The organism is Coprococcus aceti (assembly GCF_025567285.1).
Classification (GTDB): Bacteria; Bacillota; Clostridia; order Lachnospirales; family Lachnospiraceae; genus Coprococcus; species Coprococcus aceti.
Genome location: NZ_JAOQJT010000003.1, coordinates 26,876 through 43,071 on the forward strand (window position 1 = coordinate 26,876; position 16,196 = coordinate 43,071).

Below are 16,196 nucleotides of genomic sequence, written 5' to 3' on the forward strand. Positions count from 1 at the left end.
CCTATGAAGTTACAAAAATTTGAAAATGTGGACGTTATCGCTTCCCTTGAAGCCATAATGAAACAGAATACCGCTTTTTATCAGAGCGATTTTGACATAGACAAACAGATTTTGCAGAAAGCGGCGGTAAGCCCTGTCCCGGAGGACAAACGGCTTTTGTGGTTTTCCCGCCCGTCCGGGACGTGCTGCTTCCGGGAACGGGACGTTTTTCTAAAGGACACAAGGCAGCATAATACATGGCGGTTTTACGGGGAACAGACCCGCGATACTATCCTTGCCTATGCGGTGGAACTGACAGGCACAGAGCAGGAAAAAATCAAGGGCAATCTTTATGAACTGGATTATTTGCAGCATTTCCGGGAAGTAATCGAAAAATCAATCCCTGCCGACAACTACACGCTGATTTATGAGCATGGGGAGCTGACAAAACCTGCCGGACAATATTTTGACGGGAACACTGACCCGCAGCTTGGAAAGTTTATACGTTTTGAAGCACAGCCAAACGACCCAGAAGCCTTAAAAAGCATTTTGAGGGAACAGCAGAAAAAACGAACACCGCATACGCAGGGGGATTTTCAGTTACATATCGCCGCCCTGCATGACAGACGGATTGAAGCAGAAGCCCGCCGGATTGTGGAAAATGTAAAAGGGCTTGGAGAACCGGACAGCCCCGAAAAAAACCATTGTGCGGTAGAACTTTCTCCCTACTTTGTTCCACTGGCAACGGATAAGGATATGGAACGGCTGCTTTCCATGCTCCCTTACAAAAGCCTTTCCTTTTCTACGTTGGAGGACAGGCATGGCGTTTATGCGCTGATAGATAAAAGCGAGAGGAATAAAGAGATGAAAAAGTCCCGTCCCTCTGTCCGGGCGCAGTTACAAACAGAAAAATCCCCAAAACTCCCGAAAAAGACAGCAAAATCAAAACATCACGAATTGGAGGTATGAGCATGATTAGACTGACCGTTGAAGAAATGAACCTGTTGAGTATTTACCATGAGGGAAGCAAGGCACAGCTTATGGAAAATATGACGACTGCGCTACCATTCATGGACGAGGATATGCGTCCCTTTGCAGAACGCACCTTACAGAAAATTTCCCCACTAACAGAAAACGAGTATGCGGAGATTTCCATTTTCGCCGCTGATGAAGTATGACCGGGAGTAAGCGGCTCACGCCGCCACAGAGCCGGAAAGTCAACAGCCTTGTAAAAAAGGAGTGCTGCAACTGCGAGCGCGGACACTGTATCTTATTGGACGACGGGGAGGAATGTGTCTGCCCGCAGCTTATTTCCTATTCACTTCTATGCAAGTGGTTTCAGACCGCCGTACTTCCCCTTGATAAGTTGCTCTATGCAGAGCTTTTCAAGACCGAGGATAAAAAGCGTTGTACCGAGTGCAGCACGTTCTTTGTATCAAAATCAAACAGCGTCAAATACTGCCCGGACTGCCGGAAACGGATTACCCGCAGACAGGCAGCGGAACGCATGAGGAAACGACGCGCGGCGGTTACGCAATAAGGGCGAAAAAAGCCTTGATTTACAGGGCATAAACGGCGTGAAACTGGCATAGGCGATACAGAATACCTTTTCCCTTGAAATCGGGGTTCTACTGCGTAACATTCTAAAATCAGTACCTATAAAAGAACAGGGTGCGGGAGGTCATTACTGGCTTCCTGCACCCTGTTCTTTTTGTGTCTGACTGTCTTTATCCTGCATTTCCGGCTTCGGCTGTAATTCTTTTTCTATCCGGTTCCGGTAATGGGTTTTCCTGCGGTAAAAATATTTTGTTACTTCCTGTTCCGGCAGCCATATCCCCGCAGCTTCTATCTGTTCCATAACAGCGGCAACGATTTCCCGGTTGTTGCGTTTATGCGGCTCCTGTCCCTTTTCTATCCAAAGGCGGCGGTATTCCTCATAAAGCCATGTACTGATAGTTTCTTTTTGCCGTTGCTTCAAATGTCGAAACTGCTTATCTATCCGCAGCAGCTTCCCGTCTACCTTTTTATGATTTTTTGTCCCGATTTCTTTTTTCCTCTCTTTCCATTTCTTCAAGGGGAAATTGGGGGAGGGATTCTATCAGCTTCATTGTGATATACTGGCGCATATCTTCATCAATTTCCAGTTTGAATGTTCCGTCCGGCTGACGTTTCTTTACAGTTGCCTGCCTGTCGATTTCGTCCTTGTAGCACATAAGCACCTTTTCCACCGCCCATGTTTCTCCGGCAACGGCGGCGCGTATGGTTTCATAATCGGGTATTGTTTGGTCTGCCATGTTTTCACGCTCCTGTCTGTATTGGAATATCTTTATCCTACCACGCTTTTATAGATATTTCTACTGTAAGCGTTCGGTTTCCCTGCTCCGTTCCGGTTCTTTTTCCAGTCTTAAAATACTGTCTATGTTCTGTTTGATAACGTCGTATTCCTTGACCTGTTTTTTCAGCTTGCCATAATCAGTGTAAAGGGCTTCTTTCTGCGCTTGGAGCTTCCCGTATTCTTCCTGCATGGCGGCGAGATTGGGGAGCTTGGTAACGCCCGCCGCTTTCAGTGTCTTTGCCGCCGCTTCATGGAGTATCAGACTGCTTTCCTGCTTTGCCCGGTATGCGTCTTTATCCTTTGCCCTGCGGTATGCTTCATAGACTGGTTTTGTCTTTTGATAGGTGGTAACGTGCTTCATCAGCACCGCCATATCTGCAAGACGCTTTTCCACACTCTTTAATGCGTCTGCGGTCTTTTCGTTTTCCGCAGTTATTTCTTCAATCCGGCTGACTAAATCCGCGTACTGCTCAATCTGATGTTCTGTCAAGAAATTCATGGTCTTTGCCGCCAGTTTCAGATTATGGATTTTCGCCCACTGTTCATAGCCCCGGCTCTCTTGTGCCTTGATACTGTTTTCAATGTCGATAAGCAGCGATACGCCACGCTGCTCTTTGGGAGCTTTCGCCGCCTTTGTGCGCTTGCCTGCAATCCGTTCTTTGATTGCTTCCGCTGTATAGTCTGCACCGAGAGTTTTTAAGCGGGTAAACCGTTCCTGTCCGGGAGCGCGACAGGAGATATATTTTCCCGGCTTTATTTCATAGCCTGCCGCCTGTAACCGCTGCAACAATTCTTCAAAACTTGCCACTTGGGGGATAAGCGTATCAACGGCAATTTTCAGCTTGCCTTTCCAACTTGTACCGACCTTTTCCGCTTGATATTCTGCATAGCTTTTTCCCTTGCTGCCTTTGCCCGGAACGACAACAGACAGCCCGTTTTCCCGACACAGCTTATCGCTCATGTTCCGTATGCCGTAGTAGCTGCGCTTATTGGAATTGTATTTATGGTAGTCAACAAAATTGACCGCACAAAAAATGATATGGTTATGGATATGCCCTTTGTCTATGTGGGTAGTTAAGACGTATTCATGCTGTCCCTTTGTTACCGCGTCGGCAAGCTGCTTTCCGATTGCATGGGCTTTCTCACAGTCCACCTCTCCCGGTTCAAACGATTGTATCAGATGAAAGGCTAAGTTGTTCCCTTTCTGCCGAGCCTGCGACAAGGTATATTCAAACTCAATATCTGCCGTTTCATAGCTGCACCCAAAAGAGGACACAAGCGTTTTCCCGTCTGTCTTATCCGGATTTTGGATATAATCAAGGGCTTTGCTCAACGTGCTTTTAACAGGCTTAATCTTTGTAACCGCCATATCTCTGCAAGCACCCCCTTTATTTCCTCTATGTCCTCTTGGTAGACGCTGCCTGTCGCATTGACACGCTTTGCAATCTGATTGATGTTGACCCCGATTTTCTGTATCTCCGCTGTCATGGCTTTTATATCGCTATGGTCTGTCTGAATGATATAGCCGTCAATGGCAATCTTGCGAAGATACGCCGCCATGTTTTGGGTAGGGACGAGCTTCATTTTCTGCTCAATCAACACCCTTTCTTCCTCTGTTACATAGAATTTGATTTGTACTTTTCTTTTGCGTCCGTTCATGCAATCGCTCCTTTCCGCTTTGAGGGTTTGGGACACTTCCCAACAAGCAATTTTCAACCGACGCACCGCAGGACGGGAGGGCGAAAATACGGAAAAGGGTACTCTTTTCCTATGCTTGCTACGAAAGTTTTTTCCTCACTGGTTACTACAACGCAATGCTCTATATGCCAAAAAAGAGCAAAAGAAAAACGCTGCAATCTGTAAAGATTACAACGCTTCCTAAATCATATTCAATTTGCCGGACACATTTATTTGTCCTCTTTTTCGACTTCTGAAATTTCTTTTGCAGTTGCCGTTACAATCCGTATGCCATTATCGCTCATATCATCAAGGAGAGCGTCGAGCTGCCGCCGCTTTGTATCTTTTTGGGTGGGCGTATCTAAAAGAAACTGGTCTACGGATATATTGTAACGAAGCATAAGCTCAAAAAAGATTTGCAGACTGGGGTGCTGTCCTTTGTTTTCGATATTTGCAAGATAGCGAGGAGAAATATACATTTCATCACTTACCTGTTTGCGGCTTTCTTTGCGCCCCGTCCGCGCAGCTTTTATAGCTTCTCCAAATGCCTTGAAGTCATATTTTTCTACCGGTCTTTTTGCCATATTTATTCACCCAGTTACATTTCACTGTTCCCCTTTCTCTTTGGATATGTCTATACAGTTCCACTAAATAGCCATAATAATTCATATTTATATACTTGCTATTGTTCGTGTGTCCGACTATAATTATTATGATAAGATTTTCAGAAAGGACGGGTGTTGTTATGGAATATATGTCTTGCCCCGAAGCAGCAAAGAAGTGGGGAATTTCTGAAAGGCGGGTACAGATACTTTGCAGGGAGAAACGCATACAGGGTGTTTCAAAACTTGGGTATATGTGGTTGATACCAAAAGACGCGGAAAAACCGATTGACGGTAGAACCAAACAAGGAAAGGAGCTATACCATGAATAAAGTTTTGATTATAGATGATGATAAGGAACTTTGTGCGCTGATTAAACGCAGCGTGCTATCAGAAGATATAGAAGCTGATTTTTGTAATATGGGAAAAGAGGGATTACAAAAATTAAAAGAGAGAGAATATCAACTTGTGATACTGGACGTTATGATGCCTGGTATGGACGGATTTGAAACATTGGAAGAAATTAGAAAAGAAAGCAGCCTGCCGATTTTGATGTTTACATCAAAAAATGACAGTGCTTCTAAAGTACGCGGTTTAAGGGCAGGAGCTGATGATTATTTGACAAAACCTTTTGACATGGACGAACTGATAGCCCGTATCGTTTCCCTTATACGCCGTTATACCCGTTTCAATCAACAGGACGGAATATCACAGCAACTTGAATTTGACGGGTTGAAAATTGATATTGAAAATCGTTCTGTTACTACGGAAAATGGAACTTTTGAATTGCCTCCAAAAGAATTTGACTTACTCTTATACTGCGCGAAAAATCAAGGGAAAATTCTGACAAAGCAACAGATTTATGAAGAAGTGTGGAGAGAGGAATATTTCTATGATGACAGCAACATTATGGCGATTATCAGCCGACTTCGCAAGAAATTAGAGGTAAATCCCGGAAGTCCAAAATATATTCAAACGATTAAAGGTATCGGTTATCGTTTTAACAAGGAGGTTTGATTTTCTATGGAAGCAGTCATTTTTCTATCCATAATAATTGCACTTTTCTCTATTCTTGTTTCCTGCTTTGCTATTCGACGTGTTAAAAAACAGATAGCCGAGATAACAGACGCATTGATTGATGTAAAAAACGGAAATGGAAACAGGCGTATTTTATCTGCAACAAATGAACTGGTAGCCCCTCTTGCCTATGAAATAAATGAGATTGTTGTGTCTTATGAGAGCAGGCTTTCTACTGTCCGGCAGACAGAAGAAACAAACCGACAGCTTATGACAAGTCTTTCCCATGATGTTCGGACACCGCTTACAACGCTTATTGGGTATCTTGACGCTGCACATAAAGGAATTGTTACAGGAAAAGACAGGGACGACTATATCGAAACAGCCCGCCGCAAAGCTCACGATTTGAAAGAATATATTGATGTTCTTTTTGACTGGTTCAAATTAAATTCTAATGAGTTTGCTATGGATATAAATATTGTTGAAGCTGCGGAGCTGACACGAAATATCTTGATTGACTGGATACCCATATTTGAAGATAAGCAGATAGATTACAATATTGATATTCCCGAACAGCCTTTCAGGGTAAAACTTGATACGGACGGCTATATGCGGATATTGAACAATCTTATTCAAAATGTAATTTCTCACAGTCATGCGGATAAAATAGAAATAATCCTGTCAAAGCAGGAAAAAAATATGCAAATCCGATTAGCAGATAATGGAATAGGGATTGAAAAAGAAGATTTGAAGCATATTTTTGAACGGCTCTATAAATGCGATAAGGGACGGTCTGAAAAAGGCAGCGGTCTTGGGCTTTCTATCGCACACCAACTTGTAGAAAAGATGAACGGCACAATAACAGCAAATAGCATACAGGGAAAAGGAACAGAATTTACTTTGCTTTTTCCCTTAGCAAAGTAAGGTTCTCCCGTCCTTTTGACGGGAGCCTTAATTATTTGGGGAGAAATATTTCAAATTGCAAGGTTAATGCAAGGTTGCGGCAAGGTTAATGCAAGGTTGGTGTGATAGAATACTTTACAGAACAGGAGGTTTGAATATGGACAAAAATTATATCATTGAAACAAAAAATCTTACAAAACAGTACGGCTCACAAAAGAGTGTTGCTGACTTAAATATTCATGTGCAGAAAGGGAGAATTTACGGACTGCTTGGAAGAAACGGAGCCGGAAAAACGACCACTATGAAAATGCTACTTGGATTGACAAAGCCAACTTCCGGCGAAGTTAAAATATGGGGAAAGTCTTTGCAGGGGAATGAAAAGAAATTGTTGCCCCGTATCGGTAGTCTGATTGAGTCGCCCGGTTTTTACCCTAATTTGACTGCTACGGAAAACTTACAAATTTTTGCTACCTTACGGGGAGTACCAAACCGCCACGCAATCAAAGACGCTTTAGATTTGGTGGGATTGCCTTATAAAGACAAAAAACTGTTTTCCCAGTATTCTCTTGGTATGAAACAACGGCTTGCGATTGCACTTGCTGTTATGCACGACCCGGAGCTTTTGATTTTAGATGAACCTATCAATGGGCTTGACCCGATTGGAATTGCAGAGGTTCGTTCTTTTATTCGTGAACTTTGTGACGCGAGAGGAAAAACAATTTTAATTTCCAGTCATATTCTTTCAGAAATTTCGCTACTGGCTGATGATATTGGAATTATCGACCATGGCACACTACTGGAAGAAGAAAGTCTTGCGGAACTGGAACAAAAAAGCAGCAAACATATCCGATTTACTCTTTCTGATACCGCACAGGCAGCAAGAATTTTGGAACGTACTTTCCACGAAAACCATTTTTCTATACAGGACGACCACAATTTACGTCTACACAATCTTGATTTACCAGTAGGGAAAATTGTAACCGCCTTTGTAGAAAATGGATTGGAGGTATCAGAAGCTCATACTTGTGAAGAAAGCCTTGAAGATTATTTCAAGCGTGTGACAGGAGGCGAGGGAATTGCTTAAACTGATTAAATGCGAATTTTACAAATTTAAACGACGTTCTCTTTTTGTTTTGGCTACTCTTGTTGCTTTGGTTTTTCCGGTAGTAATGACTGCTTTATATTGGAACATTCCAACACAAGTTAATTATGATAATTTGTTTTCCGGCATTGTGGACTATGGCGATTTTCTTCTTTTGTTGCCGATATTGGTTGTTATTGCAACTTCTCTGTTCTTTACAGAAACAGATAATGACACTTTAAAGAACCTTACAACCATTCCTATTAGCAAAAGTAAAATAGTTGTAGCAAAAATAGGAGTAATGGCTATTATTTCAGTAGCTTATACTCTTTTAGGCTTTTTTGCCAGTGTGTTGTGTTCAAAAATCCTTGGTATTGCTATGGAAAACATGGCACAAAAATTTGTATTGAGTATAGGATTGGGAATAATGCTCCTAGCTGCGGCTTTACCTTGTGTGGCATTAGTTGTATGGTTCAATAAAAGTGACTTGATTTCTATTGTCATTACCCTTTTTTACACAATTATTAACTATGTAATTCATGTAACAGATATAGGAATGCTGACACCAGTAGGGGTAAATATAGGAACAATCTTACCTATACCTGTAATCAATCGTTGGATTTATCAATTTTACGACGAGGGGAATGGAGCCGCAGCTGAATTTTATAACACTATGCGTCCTTATTTTGTCCCAACTCATATATGCGTCTGTATTATTGCGCTCTTTCTGTTCGTATCAATTTATGCGATTATAAAAATTTATAATCGTCGTGAGATATAGGAGGTGTGAATATGCTTGCTTTTATTACAACAGAATTTCAAAAGCTAAAAAGATACAGTATTATTTTGGTTGGTATGCTTGGTGTAGCGTGTTCCCCTATTATTTCAATCGTTATGCAAAAAATTATGACAGATGAAGCTAAAAATGTCTTGAATTATACATTTCCTGATTTACTTAATAGTACGATTTGGAATAATATGACCATGTTTTTTCCTATGATTATAGCTTTGATTGGTGGCTATATGATTAACCGAGAATACACTGATGATACACTAAAAAATCTGCAAGTTATTCCTATTTCTTTTCCTAAACTGATGATTGGGAAGCTAACTACAATAGGACTACTTTCTATACTTTTAGGATTATGTAATTCATTTGTCACTATTATAGTCGGAATAATCGCTTGTCGTGAGAATATGACTTTATCAACAATTATAATTGGGACTATACAAATTTGTGGAATGGCATTATTTACATTTATTGGAGAAATGCCACTTATCGCACACTGTGGAAAAAAACAAAACTCTTTCAAAGGTGGGGCTGTTGCAGCTTTTCTATTAGGATATATTAGTATCTACTTCAAAAATCCTATTATCAGAAATTTGTATCCGCTCTCTGCCGGATTAAGTATAGTCGGCTTTAACGGAGAAGGATTTGTGACAGATACTACCGGAGCTTATTCATCTTCTCAAAGCATTTTATTAGGTGTTTTAACGATGTTAGCTATGCTTATATTATCATTGATAATAATTTCTATTCCACAAAAAGAAACTTTAGCTACCCCTTTATCTCAAAAAAGGAGAAAAACAGAAAGGAAGATTGCAAAATGAAAAAGCTGATACCTTTATTTTTAATGTTATGTTGTCTTGTTTCTGTAACTGCCTGTTCTAAAGATGAAATTGTAAGTAATTATAATCAAGCCTTACAATCTATTGGAGATAAGGGTTTAACAGATGATAAAGATTTGCAAGGAAAACGTGAATTTGGTATAGATAGCTATGTAGGAAATTATACCGCTGACTATGATGATTTTTCCGGTAATGAAATCATTTTCGGGGGAACAGCTCTTGAACGAGATAATGGAAATAAAATAGAAATTTCTTGTGATATAGCTGCTCAAACCGGGAATTTGAAACTAATTTTACAAACGGGAACTGATGAACCGAAAATCCTTTGTGATACAGAAAGCTCATATAATGATACTATTGAACTTCCGTCTGCAAGCAATTATGTTTTGATTGAAGCAGATAATTTTACAGGTTCACTGAAATTAAAACTCAAATGATAATAGAAAGGAAACCATTATGAAAGAAAAAATTTTAAGTATTATATCCCTTGTTACAATTTTTGTACCTCTTACTATGTTATTTGTTTGGAAGCCTACGGCTGCAAATGCAACAGCTATTGCTATTGGTTACGGTGTTTTTATTGTTGCCAGTTTTCTTTACGCACTATTCTTATTTCTCAAAAAACAGCAACGCGATATTTATGTAAAAGTTGGATTGGGTGTAAATGCCTTTTATCTACTTGGGATATTATTTATGGTTATAATCCCACGTCTTTTCTAAAATTTAAAATCTAAATATCTGCCGGACGACGGCAAAAGAAAAAAAGCCGTCGCAGAGCAGATACATTTTCACGCGCCTTTGAAGCGGTGGCTTTGATTTTTAAAGCCGCCGCTTCTTTTTGTCTACTGCTACCTATAACATAAATTAGCGGCATTTAGGAGGGCTGCCGCTATGGGAATTTCTTTGCTGTTATACAGCATACATAGGTTGCATTCATTAAAAAAAGTACAGTTCCACCACCGGGTAAGTCTGGTTATAGATATGAACTGTCAAATCAATTAAATACCGCTGTTATTTCCTATGCGCCTATCTGCGTTTTGCAGGCAGGCGCATTTTGCATTTTACAGAAGATTTTTCAAAAACTTTGCTCTCTTTTTGGCAAAGCAAAAAGTCGCCTGTATTATCCCGCGAAAAGGGGAGGTACTACCGCCTTTCGGCAGAAAGGAGGTGAACACCATGACACCTAATCGCAGGGAATTTGAAAAGCAATGTGCGTTTCAAAAGTTCTGTAAATCAGTGCTGCACAATGAAGCGTGCAACGCCCATGAAGAAATTCGTCGGCGCAGAGTTCGGGAGGTTACTTTTTCTGACCTTGCCTTGCATGAGGAACGGCAGCTTTATACCGTCGATAAGTATTTTCAAGACGAAGAAGCAGAGCCGTCTTATCAAATGGCAGGAAAAGAAATAACCCCAAAACTGCTGCTTGAAGCTATCCGGGCTTTACCCGAAGAACGGCGCAAAATTGTACTGCTGTATTACTTTGAGGGATTAACTGATATAGAAATCGGAAAGCAGCTCAATATCTCAAGAAGTACGGTACAGTATCGCCGGACAAGCTCCTTTGAGCAGTTAAAAAAATATTTGGAGGAAAACGCTGATGAATGGATTGAATGGTAAACCGACCGAGTACCCGGAGAACACCCTTGTACCTTATCCTGTCATACTGGCAGCGTCAAAGGGCGACCCGGACGCAATGAAGATTGTATTGCAACATTTCAGCGGCTACATAGCCCGTCTTTCCATGCGAAAGCTCTATGATGAGCGAGGAAATGTTTATTTTGGAGTAGACGAAGAAATACGCGAAAGGCTGCAAACAAAACTGATGAGGGCAATCCTCACATTTAAGGCTGAATAAACCAACGCGGTATTGGAGCGCTTCCCCCTTTTCTGTTCCATATCGCAGAACAGCCCTCTGCTCTTTGATAAAGAAAGCGGCGCAATAGAACGGCGACGCAGTATAAGGCAAATCGGATACGTTCCTTTTGTGCCGAGCCATGCGGTGGATACGCCATGACCTTTCTCTTAATAGAAAAGCGAGCGAGAAATACCACACCGTAAAGCAGAGATAGCAGCCTGCGGGCGATAACGCACAGAATACATAATGATACTTCCTTATAGCCATAGTCCGAGCGTTAGAAGCGTCGCAGGCAATGGGTAGGGCTTCGGCAGACCGCCGGAGGGGTGCAAGTCCCATGAGGTTACGCTAATAGCCGTCCGATTAAAGCCTATGTTACAGATTGATTTTTGACCCATTAAGAAAGGGGGACGACAAATTGAACAATAACGACGTGCCGATTTGGGAAAAGTACACGCTTACCATAGAAGAGGCAGCAAAATATTTCCGTATCGGAGAAAGCAAGCTGCGGAAACTGGCAGAAGAAAATCCCGTCCCGGACTGGGTAATGATGAACGGAAACCGTATTCAGATTAAGCGTAAGCAATTTGAAAAAATGATTGATACGGTGGACGCAATCTGATAGTGAAATCGAGCCTTGAATGTGGTACAATATAGTCAAGCATATCAAGGCTCTTTCCATTATGGAAAGGAGCATAACGATGTCGGAAAAAAGACGGGATAATAAAAATCGTATTCTCCGCACCGGAGAGAGCCAGAGAAAAGACGGGAGATATGCCTACAAATATATAGATACCTTTGGGAAACCGCAGTTTGTGTATTCTTGGAAGTTAGTGCCTACGGACAAAACCCCGGCAGGAAAGCGCGACGATATAGCGTTGAGGGAAAAAGAGAAAGAAATCCAAAAAGACCTTGACGACGGTATCGACCATATCGGAAAGAAAATGACGGTCTGCCAACTCTACGCAAAGCAGATACGCCACCGGGCAAATGTGCGGCATGGTACAAAGCAGGGGCGAAAACAGCTCATGCGGATTTTGCAGGAGGATAAACTTGGAGCCTGCCGGATTGAAAATGTGAAGCTCTCCGACGCAAAGGAATGGGCGTTACGCATGAAAGAAAAAGGTTACGGCTTCAAGACTATCAACAACCACAAGCGTTCCTTAAAGGCTGCCTTTTACACAGCCATACAGGACGATTGTATTCGTAAAAATCCATTTGACTTCCAGTTGAACACAGTCCTTGAAGATGATACGGAACCAAAGGAACCTCTATCCCCTACGCAGGAAGCGGCTTTTCTGTCCTTTGTGCAGCATGATAAAGTCTATCAGAAATACTACGACGAGATTATCATACTGTTAGGGACAGGGCTTCGCATTTCGGAACTCTGCGGACTGACGGAAGCTGACATTGACTTAGGCAAACAGCTTATCAATGTAGACCACCAACTTTTGAAGATTGCAGACGTGGGCTACTATGTGGAAACGCCTAAGACGAAAAGCGGCAACCGGGTTATTCCTATGAGTGAAAAAGTGTTAGAAGCATTTCAGCGGGTGCTGAACAAGCGGAAATATGCACAGCCTGTTATTTTAGAAGGCTACACAAAGTTTCTGTTCCTTAACCGGAACGGTTTGCCAAAAGTGGCAGTCAACTATGAAAGTATGTTCCGGGGGCTTGTAAGGAAATACAACAAAACGCAAAAGGTAGCATTGCCAAAGGTAATGACACCGCACACCTTACGCCACACATTCTGCACCACGTTAGCAAATGCAGGAATGAACCCAAAGGCATTGCAGTACATCATGGGACATTCCAACATCAATATGACGCTGAACTATTACGCGCATACGACTTCCGAAACGTCGATAACAGAAATGAAGCGGCTGATTGCCTAAGTAGTAAACGGAGAATTTACTACTCCACCTACTACTTTTGAACACCAAAACATACGGGGATATAAGAAGATTTGAGAGTATCTTCCACAATGAAAAATGCCGGAAAAGCCTGTAACAATAGGCTATACCGGCATATAAGAACTTTTGAAAAGATAATCAAAAATTACTTTGTGATTTATTATAAAATAGGAAATAAATTTATTTAGGGACATTTTCAAGAGATGCTATGTATGGTACAGTGGAAATGTCTCTATTTTTATTGATTTAAATGTGTTATTTGAAAGAACGCAAAATATAAACCATGTAAGTATAAAGGAGAAAAAGAGATGGATATAAATGGGAAGATGGCGGGAAAAAATGTGGTTAGCGAGGCACTTGCTGCATCGAGGAAATACGAAACTCAGAATGAAATAGATAAGAATGAGCGACCGTTGTTTCATGTGACTCCGCCTGTCGGTTGGATGAATGATCCGAATGGATTTTCTGTGTATAATGGTAAGGTGCATTTGTTTTACCAGTATCATCCGTACAGTACGGAATGGGGACCTATGCATTGGGGGCATCAGGTCAGTGACGATTTGATAAGATGGGAGCAGCTTCCTGTGGCGATTGCACCTGATACGATATATGATGCCGAGGGCTGTTTCTCAGGTACGGCCATTGAAAAAGATGGAGAGCATGTCCTGATATATACCAGTGTTATGAAAAATCCCGACGGTGATGGGGTATTGCAGAACCAGAGCATAGCGGTTGGTGATGGCGTTACATATAAAAAAATACAGAATAACCCGGTGGTGACCGGAGATATGCTGCCGGAGGGATTGAGCAGAGCGGATTTCAGAGATCCGAAGGCATGGCTTGAGGATGGCAGATACTATATGGCTGCAGGCTGTGTGGATCAGGATAATAAGGGGCTTGTGGTACTACTTTCGAGCGCTGATATGGAAAGCTGGACATTTGAGAGTATCCTTGCACGGAATGAAGATGATCTGGGCGGCATATGGGAATGCCCTGATTTCTTCAAATTAGACGATCATCATGTACTTCTCGTATCGCCTACGGGAATGAAGGCAGAGGGATATGAATTCCACAATGGAAATAATTCTATCTATTTTGTTGGAGAATTTGATAAAGGTGAGAAGAAATTTGACGGTGGAGAGCCATTATCACTTGATTATGGAACAGATTTCTACGCGCCTCAGACTACACTTTTGCCGGATGGCAGAAGGATAATGATAGCGTGGATGCAGTCATGGCATAATCTGTGGATACCCGGTGGACAGAAGTGGCAGGGAATGATGACGATTCCGAGGGAGATATCTCTGAAAAATGGACGCTTGATACAGAAGCCAGTGAGAGAGATAGAGAAGTATCATGCTAATATGGTCAGGTACTCAGATGAAGTAGTGAGTGGACGGCGTAGTCTGGAAGGTATAAGTGGAAGAAGTCTGGATGTGACATTTGTAATCACTGGAAACAAATACAGCAGATTTACCGTGAATCTGGCAAAGGGAAGCGGATATTATACTCGATTTATATATGACAGAGAAAATAATATAATAGAGATGGACAGGACTTTTGCCGGATTTGAGAAAGATGTGGTGTGTATCAGAAGGGCCTGCGTGAAATCAGCAGAATGTTACGGGGATGTCAAGGAAAAGGTTGATGAACAGCAGGAGGCTCAAGATAGTATAAAGCTCAGATTTATACTGGACAGGAATTCGATAGAGCTGTTTGTAAATGATGGAGCTATGACAATGAGCACGGCGATATATACACCTATTGAAGCGGATGGAATAGAGCTGTTATGTGAGGGACAGGCAGTCGTGGATGTGGAGAAGTATGATATAATTTAACAAAAGATGATCTTGCTCAATTGTTTAGTTGTTGCACTGCCAGGCATCAGTCTGGCGGTTCTCCAGGTTTCAGGTGCCTCCGTTCCAACATTGAGATGACAAGGAAAGTTGTCAAAAGTTATTGACAACTTTCCTTGTCATTTGTTATACTCCATTGTAAAAGAAATGACAACTATAGTTGTCATTTGGCATATATAATATATATAGCTTGAATTTGGAATGGGATTTTAGTGGTAAGAATTAAAATGGAGTTATGAGGATATGAGGGAAAAGCAAGGTGTAAATAAAAAGGACAATCTAAGTGAAAATGGCATGGATAAAGGTAATAAGAAATCTACCTGTGAAACACTACAAGCTATGTTTGGGGGCATGATCGTCTCCCAACCAGTGGACAAATTGAAGACACAGGTCAAGGGATATTCCGTGACACCGATCACAGAAAGAATGTTAAAGAAGCACAAGCTAGGGGATGTTATTGCTGAGATCTGTGATATGACTGAGCTTGAGCGCGAAATCCGCCAAGGTCTGGAAAATGGACTCCCTGTGTATGGTTTCTTCAGAAACAAGCAGATGTGGAGCTGCTTTATTTTTGAGAAAGAAGAGATTGCTAGGGATTCGTTGACGCCTGAACCAGAGAGTGGCAAGGATATGCTAAGTATATATAAGCTTAGAAAGTATTATATTCATCCTGATGTGGACAATCTGACGGAAGATATGATGGAGGCTGCACATGGCAATATGTATCAGAAAGTGATAGATGTATTTGGCGATGATAAGAGTGATGGATTCTTTTTGAGGGATAAAATATATGTGTGTAAGCGCGATAAAACCACTGGCGCACCACTTGGAATTATCATAGGTGTTGCACTTGGTATAGTGTATGGAATGCTGTTTGACAATTTGGCGCTTGGAATTTCCATTGGATTCTGTTTTGGAATAAGCTTTTCCATGATATGGGGGACATCCACACATAAGTATGCAGAGCATGGGCTGGCAGACAGAGCAGAAGCTGAAGATGCGGACAATGTAATAAAAGGATTGGGCTCTGATGGAGAGGACGGCATAAACAGATAATGGACCTGATTATGATGACAATACAGATTAACAAGCTGGAGGTGATATAGATGCCGCTGTACAACAGGCTGAAGGAATATCGGGCGAAGCTGGGAGTAAACCAGCAGGAGATGGGAGCGTTGGTGCAGACCTCGAGGCAGACGATAAGTCAGATAGAGAGGGGAGATTACAGTCCATCGGTGACTCTGGCACTCAAGATCGCAAAGGTGTGTGGTGCCAGTGTGGAGGATATCTTCCAATATGAGGAAGATGAGGAGTGACTTCTGACATATGGATAAGGTCGTGTTAATTCA

23 protein-coding genes are annotated in these 16,196 nt (G+C 41.8%); 18 read left to right on the top strand and 5 right to left on the bottom strand.

The window, feature by feature from the left end; all coding sequences use genetic code 11:
• The first annotated feature begins 3 nt into the window (after nt 1–3).
• The 3 genes from OCV54_RS04955 to OCV54_RS04965 are packed head-to-tail and all read left to right on the top strand — an operon-like array spanning nt 4 to nt 1,519.
• On the top strand, nt 4–948 hold the full coding sequence (locus OCV54_RS04955) for a hypothetical protein (protein ID WP_055222883.1): 945 nt from the start codon (nt 4–6) through the stop codon (nt 946–948).
• Nucleotides 949–950: 2 nt separating this feature from the next.
• Entirely contained in the window at nt 951–1,157 is a 207-nt protein-coding gene (locus OCV54_RS04960; protein WP_055222885.1) for a transposon-transfer assisting family protein, read from the top strand.
• Nucleotides 1,154–1,519, top strand: coding sequence for a cysteine-rich VLP domain-containing protein (locus tag OCV54_RS04965; RefSeq protein ID WP_055228079.1), 366 nt, complete (start codon nt 1,154–1,156; stop codon nt 1,517–1,519). Before OCV54_RS04960 ends, OCV54_RS04965 begins: the two co-directional genes overlap by 4 nt.
• Nucleotides 1,520–1,663: 144 nt before the next feature.
• Here the strand turns inward: OCV54_RS04965 and OCV54_RS04970 are convergent, their stop codons facing one another.
• The 5 genes from OCV54_RS04970 to OCV54_RS04990 form a co-directional block, all read right to left on the bottom strand.
• Nucleotides 1,664–2,053, bottom strand: a complete 390-nt coding sequence (locus OCV54_RS04970; RefSeq protein WP_231299101.1) for a hypothetical protein — start codon at nt 2,051–2,053, stop codon at nt 1,664–1,666.
• Entirely contained in the window at nt 2,004–2,273 is a 270-nt protein-coding gene (locus tag OCV54_RS04975) for a helix-turn-helix domain-containing protein (RefSeq protein ID WP_055222887.1), read from the bottom strand. The genes OCV54_RS04970 and OCV54_RS04975 overlap by 50 nt, the downstream gene beginning before the upstream one ends.
• Nucleotides 2,274–2,333: 60 nt before the next feature.
• Nucleotides 2,334–3,683 (bottom strand): relaxase/mobilization nuclease domain-containing protein, encoded by a 1,350-nt coding sequence (locus tag OCV54_RS04980; RefSeq protein WP_055222889.1) that lies wholly within the window; start codon nt 3,681–3,683, stop codon nt 2,334–2,336.
• On the bottom strand, nt 3,644–3,973 hold the full coding sequence (locus OCV54_RS04985; protein WP_021421432.1) for a plasmid mobilization protein: 330 nt from the start codon (nt 3,971–3,973) through the stop codon (nt 3,644–3,646). Before OCV54_RS04985 ends, OCV54_RS04980 begins: the two co-directional genes overlap by 40 nt.
• A gap of 248 nt (nt 3,974–4,221) precedes the next feature.
• Entirely contained in the window at nt 4,222–4,575 is a 354-nt protein-coding gene (locus OCV54_RS04990) for a helix-turn-helix domain-containing protein (protein ID WP_016728880.1), read from the bottom strand.
• A gap of 161 nt (nt 4,576–4,736) precedes the next feature.
• On the opposite strand from OCV54_RS04990, the gene OCV54_RS04995 reads away from it, so the two are divergent.
• The 15 genes from OCV54_RS04995 to OCV54_RS05065 all read left to right on the top strand — a co-directional run bounded on the left by OCV54_RS04995 (nt 4,737) and on the right by OCV54_RS05065 (nt 16,163).
• Nucleotides 4,737–4,925: a MerR family transcriptional regulator gene (locus tag OCV54_RS04995; RefSeq protein WP_009905249.1), complete on the top strand. Its 189-nt coding sequence runs from the start codon at nt 4,737–4,739 to the stop codon at nt 4,923–4,925.
• Nucleotides 4,918–5,610, top strand: a complete 693-nt coding sequence (locus tag OCV54_RS05000; protein WP_016728879.1) for a response regulator transcription factor — start codon at nt 4,918–4,920, stop codon at nt 5,608–5,610. Before OCV54_RS04995 ends, OCV54_RS05000 begins: the two co-directional genes overlap by 8 nt.
• A gap of 6 nt (nt 5,611–5,616) precedes the next feature.
• Nucleotides 5,617–6,534 (top strand): sensor histidine kinase, encoded by a 918-nt coding sequence (locus OCV54_RS05005; RefSeq protein WP_021434669.1) that lies wholly within the window; start codon nt 5,617–5,619, stop codon nt 6,532–6,534.
• A 136-nt stretch (nt 6,535–6,670) separates the two neighbouring features.
• The gene (locus OCV54_RS05010; RefSeq protein ID WP_055222891.1) at nt 6,671–7,597 is read left to right on the top strand and encodes an ABC transporter ATP-binding protein; all 927 of its coding nucleotides are present in this window, start codon (nt 6,671–6,673) and stop codon (nt 7,595–7,597) included.
• The gene (locus tag OCV54_RS05015; protein ID WP_055222893.1) at nt 7,590–8,375 is read left to right on the top strand and encodes an ABC transporter permease; all 786 of its coding nucleotides are present in this window, start codon (nt 7,590–7,592) and stop codon (nt 8,373–8,375) included. The genes OCV54_RS05010 and OCV54_RS05015 overlap by 8 nt, the downstream gene beginning before the upstream one ends.
• 11 nt (nt 8,376–8,386) lie before the next feature.
• A complete protein-coding gene (locus OCV54_RS05020; protein WP_021434678.1) occupies nt 8,387–9,205 on the top strand; it encodes an ABC transporter permease in 819 nt (272 codons plus the stop codon).
• Nucleotides 9,202–9,660 (top strand): hypothetical protein, encoded by a 459-nt coding sequence (locus OCV54_RS05025; protein WP_009904720.1) that lies wholly within the window; start codon nt 9,202–9,204, stop codon nt 9,658–9,660. Before OCV54_RS05020 ends, OCV54_RS05025 begins: the two co-directional genes overlap by 4 nt.
• Before the next feature lie 19 nt (nt 9,661–9,679).
• Nucleotides 9,680–9,943 carry a hypothetical protein gene (locus OCV54_RS05030; RefSeq protein ID WP_009904718.1) on the top strand — a complete coding sequence of 88 codons (264 nt, stop codon included), beginning with the start codon at nt 9,680–9,682 and terminating at the stop codon, nt 9,941–9,943.
• Nucleotides 9,944–10,399: 456 nt separating this feature from the next.
• Nucleotides 10,400–10,840 carry an RNA polymerase sigma factor gene (locus OCV54_RS05035; RefSeq protein WP_055222895.1) on the top strand — a complete coding sequence of 147 codons (441 nt, stop codon included), beginning with the start codon at nt 10,400–10,402 and terminating at the stop codon, nt 10,838–10,840.
• Nucleotides 10,821–11,078 carry a helix-turn-helix domain-containing protein gene (locus tag OCV54_RS05040; protein WP_055222897.1) on the top strand — a complete coding sequence of 86 codons (258 nt, stop codon included), beginning with the start codon at nt 10,821–10,823 and terminating at the stop codon, nt 11,076–11,078. The genes OCV54_RS05035 and OCV54_RS05040 overlap by 20 nt, the downstream gene beginning before the upstream one ends.
• A gap of 418 nt (nt 11,079–11,496) precedes the next feature.
• A complete protein-coding gene (locus OCV54_RS05045) occupies nt 11,497–11,700 on the top strand; it encodes an excisionase (RefSeq protein WP_009905235.1) in 204 nt (67 codons plus the stop codon).
• Nucleotides 11,701–11,779: 79 nt separating this feature from the next.
• Nucleotides 11,780–12,973, top strand: a complete 1,194-nt coding sequence (locus OCV54_RS05050; protein ID WP_021388559.1) for a site-specific integrase — start codon at nt 11,780–11,782, stop codon at nt 12,971–12,973.
• Nucleotides 12,974–13,299: 326 nt separating this feature from the next.
• Nucleotides 13,300–14,829, top strand: coding sequence for a glycoside hydrolase family 32 protein (locus OCV54_RS05055; RefSeq protein WP_082431264.1), 1,530 nt, complete (start codon nt 13,300–13,302; stop codon nt 14,827–14,829).
• Between the two features lie 261 nt (nt 14,830–15,090).
• The gene (locus tag OCV54_RS05060; protein ID WP_242859629.1) at nt 15,091–15,903 is read left to right on the top strand and encodes a glycine zipper domain-containing protein; all 813 of its coding nucleotides are present in this window, start codon (nt 15,091–15,093) and stop codon (nt 15,901–15,903) included.
• A gap of 50 nt (nt 15,904–15,953) precedes the next feature.
• Nucleotides 15,954–16,163: a helix-turn-helix transcriptional regulator gene (locus OCV54_RS05065; RefSeq protein ID WP_055222898.1), complete on the top strand. Its 210-nt coding sequence runs from the start codon at nt 15,954–15,956 to the stop codon at nt 16,161–16,163.
• Nucleotides 16,164–16,196 lie beyond the last annotated feature (33 nt).